We start from the raw sequence: 3,835 nt of genomic DNA on the forward strand, positions 1-3,835 counted from the left end.
TTTTATGCTGTATTCTTAACTACTTCATGATGTTTTTGCTTTGCTGCTAATAGGAGAAGAGCACTCACAAGGAGGATGGCGCTTGTGATATAAAATACCGCTGAGAAACCAAAGTAGCCTGAAACAAATCCACCCATCATTGGTCCGATAATATTCCCAAAAAAGCGTAGGCTCGTATTATAGCCTAATACTTCTCCTTGCATAGCTATAGGGGCTTCCTGGCGAATATACGCGACTCTAACGGGAATAATTCCGCCAATGGCTATACCAAGCGCAAAGCGGATGAATACGAGCTGCCAGAAATTCGTAACAAAGGCCCCAGGTAAATAAAAAATGGCCGCTAAAAATAGGAGGGTAATTAGTATTTTAATATAACCAAAGCGATCGCCTACTTTTCCCCATTGCCTTGCCATCATTAAATTGCCAAGTCCAGCGGCAGAAAAGGCAATGCCAGAAAATAGTGCCAAATTTTCTTGTCCGTGGAGTTCACTGACATATAGGGATAGAATCGGTTGAATACTAAAATGCGCAATTTGAATAAGGGTTGAAATAAGCAGAACATTTAATAAAACAGGATGCTGTGTTATATGCCTAATAACTTCCTTGCTGGAATAATTCGTTTTGGCCCCTTTTTTATCCTGCATTCGATATTCTTTCGTTGCAATGACTAATAAAGCTGAGATAATGATTGCAATTGACGTCCATCTAAAGGTTGTTGCATATCCAACCGTATCAGCCAGAACTCCCCCAAGCAGAGGGCCGAATAACTGTCCGGTGATACTACCGGTCTGTAAGGTGCCCAGCCTCGTTCCTGCGATTTCTTTGGGGGTCTGAGTTGAGAAATTTGGAACGAAACGAAAATATGTGGATGTGTAGAGCCTGTATATTCCGTGCACTGGAATGCTCTTTAGACATATTAATACCAGTTTTGAAGAACTTGGTGCCCGTGACCATCACACAACCGTAAATACATGCTTTATGAAAAAATATCAAAGTTTCTATAAAATGTTTCACAGTTCCAGCAGCGACTGAGGCTGTACAACAAAATAATTTTAGCTACCGACAATAAATACGTATTTTCACTTTGGTGTCATATTCTATGGTATACTGAAATGATGGCCTTTTTTGCATTTGCCCTGTCAAGTAATATTTTTTTCTTAATTTTCATGGGATGATTATGGGGAATAATTGTGATAGGGTGTTACTGCTAATATATTTTGATAGAAAATTAGGGGTCTAGTTGTCTGCCTATAAATTTTTTTTATTTATAAATCAATTTAGTGAATCACAATTTGGGTGTTAAAATATTACGGTTCTAAAGAACTGCTATTTATAACATATTTTAAAATGGAAGTGGTGAATTACATGCTTACAGAAACTTTGCCGCAAGGGCAATACCTGAAAAGAAGTAAAGCACTTACTCGTCAATTTAAGCATTCTAATTTATGGATAAACGAACAAAAGAAAGCATCACTAAATAGAATTTATAAGTATATCTTGAATCATACGGATGTTAATTTTCTTGAAAACATTACAGGAGAAATCCTAATTAATTACATTCGTTTCCATAAAAGCCTAAACTTTCGAGTTGTTTCTTTTCAGAATTCCATAACAGATGTTAAAACATTTATTAAATTTGTGAACCGATATCACTTTAGTTACCAGCCGATTATTAATTTATCTATATCAAACTATTCTTTATGGATGAAACTATAGGGTGGAATCTTGAATCACTAAATCGAAGTTCTGGAATATAGATTAATCTTAGGGGCTACCTTATTTTTTCCGATATTTATATTTGGACTATATATGCTTATGACTGTGGTAAAATAACCATCTTCACAGGCGTTCTAATAATGTATTTTCTAATATACAGAACTTCTCACCATTTCTTAATTGTATCTTGGACGGGGAAGTCATCACTCTTGATTACGAACAGAATTCATCCGTCCTCTGTTTCGACAATCTTATGACTCTTTCAAAGAAAGGATTCATGCGAAGCACAAACTTTGAAAAATCCATATTGCCTTAATTAATAAAGCTGTCCTCTTAACATCTATAATAGGTCAGCTTTATTTTTGTGTATTTTTACATTCTTCAAACACTTTTTTATCTCAATCTAGTATTTAGATAGTCCACTATGCCAATATCTTTACCCTCTCTAATAAAATTATTTTTCTCTTGCTATGACCTTATTCATAGAGGTATAATTTATGTCTCTAGTTAAAAAGTAACATTACATATGTATAAAACCATAAGATTATACATTTTGGTTTGGGGTTTGGAGCTATTATGAAGTATGAACCAAATTGAGGCGTACATATTATTTAATGCATTTCTCTACTAGTCCGGTAATATCTCAATCTTAGAAGTTACTTAAAAATATTTTAAATATCCAAAAAATTTTTGCTTGATCCAAAACTATTTTATATGGAGTGTTAATGTTGAAGGTTTTTTTAGATTTAAAATTAGGTACAAAAATTAATTTATTAGTAATAACTATTATTCTTATCTTGTCAGCTATTGTAGGTGCGATTGTTCACTATCAAATTACAAAGGGGATAGAGGAATTTGCAATAGAAAAGGCAAAAGGAGATCTCAACCTATCTTATCGATATTTGGATAGTAAATATCCAGGTGAATGGGAAAGAAAAGGGGATGAACTGTATAAAGGTTCAATTCCCATTAATGAAAATTATGTTATCGTTGACGAGATTGGAGAAGACACTGGAGATACAGTAACCATTTTCTTAGAAGATACTCGAGTATCTACCAATGTTATAGTAAATAATGAACGTGCTATTGGAACACAGGCTTCAAATGAAGTTGTGGAGTCGGTTATAAAAAATGGAGAAACCTATTTCGGAGAGGCTCATGTAGCCGGTAACGTCTATCAAACTGCTTACATGCCTTTATTAGATCAAAACAATAATCCTATTGGAATGTTTTATGTAGGAGCCCCGCAAAGCATAATTGAAAAAATTTTAAAAAGCTTTTTAGTAACATTCTTAATCGTTCTCGCTGTAGTCATTTCCCTGTCAACTTTAGTAGTTATCCTATTTACATTAACTATAAAGAAGAGACTTCATGCCGTTACAAATGCTCTTGAATTAGCAGGTAAGGGTGATTTTACAGCTAAAGTAAAGGATCATTCTCGTGATGAATTAGGAGAATTAACCAAGAGCTATAACCTTATGGCTATGAATCTGAAAGACATGATGAATAAGGTCATACTAGCCTCAGAACAAGTGGCTTCTTCTTCCGAGGAATTAACTGCTAATGCTGAGCAAACGAGTAGAGCAACAGAATCAATTACCGAATCTATTCAGCAAGTAGCAAATGGAGCTGAACATTCAACTGCTAGTGTCGAAGAGAGCGCGAGTTCATTAGATGAAGTAGCTACACAGGTGCAAACACTAGCTGAAAATGCAGCTTTCATTTCAGAAGTGAGTTCGCAAGCTACTCAAAAAGCACAAGAAGGCGGAGAATTTGTTGATAAAACCGTGAAACAAATTAACTCTATCAGCCAGTCCGTATCTGAAAGTGGAGAAGTACTTAAATCCCTAGAAAGACGTTCGCAAGAAATTGGTGATATCTCTGGTGTTATTTCCGCTATAGCAGAGCAAACGAATTTATTAGCGTTGAATGCAGCGATTGAAGCAGCAAGAGCAGGTGAGCACGGGAAGGGATTTGCTGTTGTTGCGGACGAAGTGAGAAAATTAGCTGAACAATCACGATCGTCTTCTTCCCAAATTTCAAATTTAATTTCTGAAATTCAACATGATATGATTCGATCTAATAACTCAATGGAACAAGTCACATATGATGTTCAAGA

General features: G+C 35.1%; 1 protein-coding gene and 1 pseudogene. One reads left to right on the forward strand and one right to left on the reverse strand.

Annotated elements, in window-relative coordinates:
• Nucleotides 1-2: 2 nt before the first annotated feature.
• Nucleotides 3-842, reverse strand: a pseudogene (locus tag CZ487_RS03350) (MFS transporter); the annotation flags it as partial.
• A 1,599-nt stretch (nt 843-2,441) separates the two neighbouring features.
• Between CZ487_RS03350 and CZ487_RS03360 the strand changes: the two are divergent.
• The coding region (locus tag CZ487_RS03360) for a methyl-accepting chemotaxis protein (protein WP_077210822.1) at nt 2,442-3,835 on the forward strand (1,394 nt) is incomplete at its 3' end.

This window comes from Robertmurraya dakarensis (assembly GCF_900156875.1).
Classification (GTDB): Bacteria; Bacillota; Bacilli; order Bacillales; family Cytobacillaceae; genus Robertmurraya; species Robertmurraya dakarensis.